Genomic DNA, 299 nt, shown 5'->3' on the forward strand with positions numbered 1-299 from the left:
GATCATAACTAATCACAGTTATGGGGTTGCCCCATTCGGAGATCTCCGGGTCATTGCTTACTTACAGCTTCCCGAAGCATATCGCAGTTAGTCACGTCCTTCATCGACTCCTAGTGCCAAGGCATTCACCATGCGCCCTTCCTAACTTAACCTATCATTTATCGAAGATAAATGGGTCATGAGTTTGCGTTTAATACTTAATTGAATTCTTGTTTGAAACTCTTTCAAACGCGGTGTTCTCGGTTTAATAAAATTATTGATCAAGAAATAAATGTTATTCAGTTTTCAAAGAACGGATC

At 39.5% G+C, this 299-nt stretch carries 1 rRNA gene; it reads right to left on the reverse strand.

The window, feature by feature from the left end:
- Positions 1 to 152, reverse strand: a 23S ribosomal RNA gene (locus LACPOB_RS0100995); the annotation flags it as partial.
- Between the last annotated feature and the right edge of the window lie 147 nt (positions 153 to 299).

It is taken from the genome of Ligilactobacillus pobuzihii E100301 = KCTC 13174 (assembly GCF_000349725.1).
Classification (GTDB): domain Bacteria; phylum Bacillota; class Bacilli; order Lactobacillales; family Lactobacillaceae; genus Ligilactobacillus; species Ligilactobacillus pobuzihii.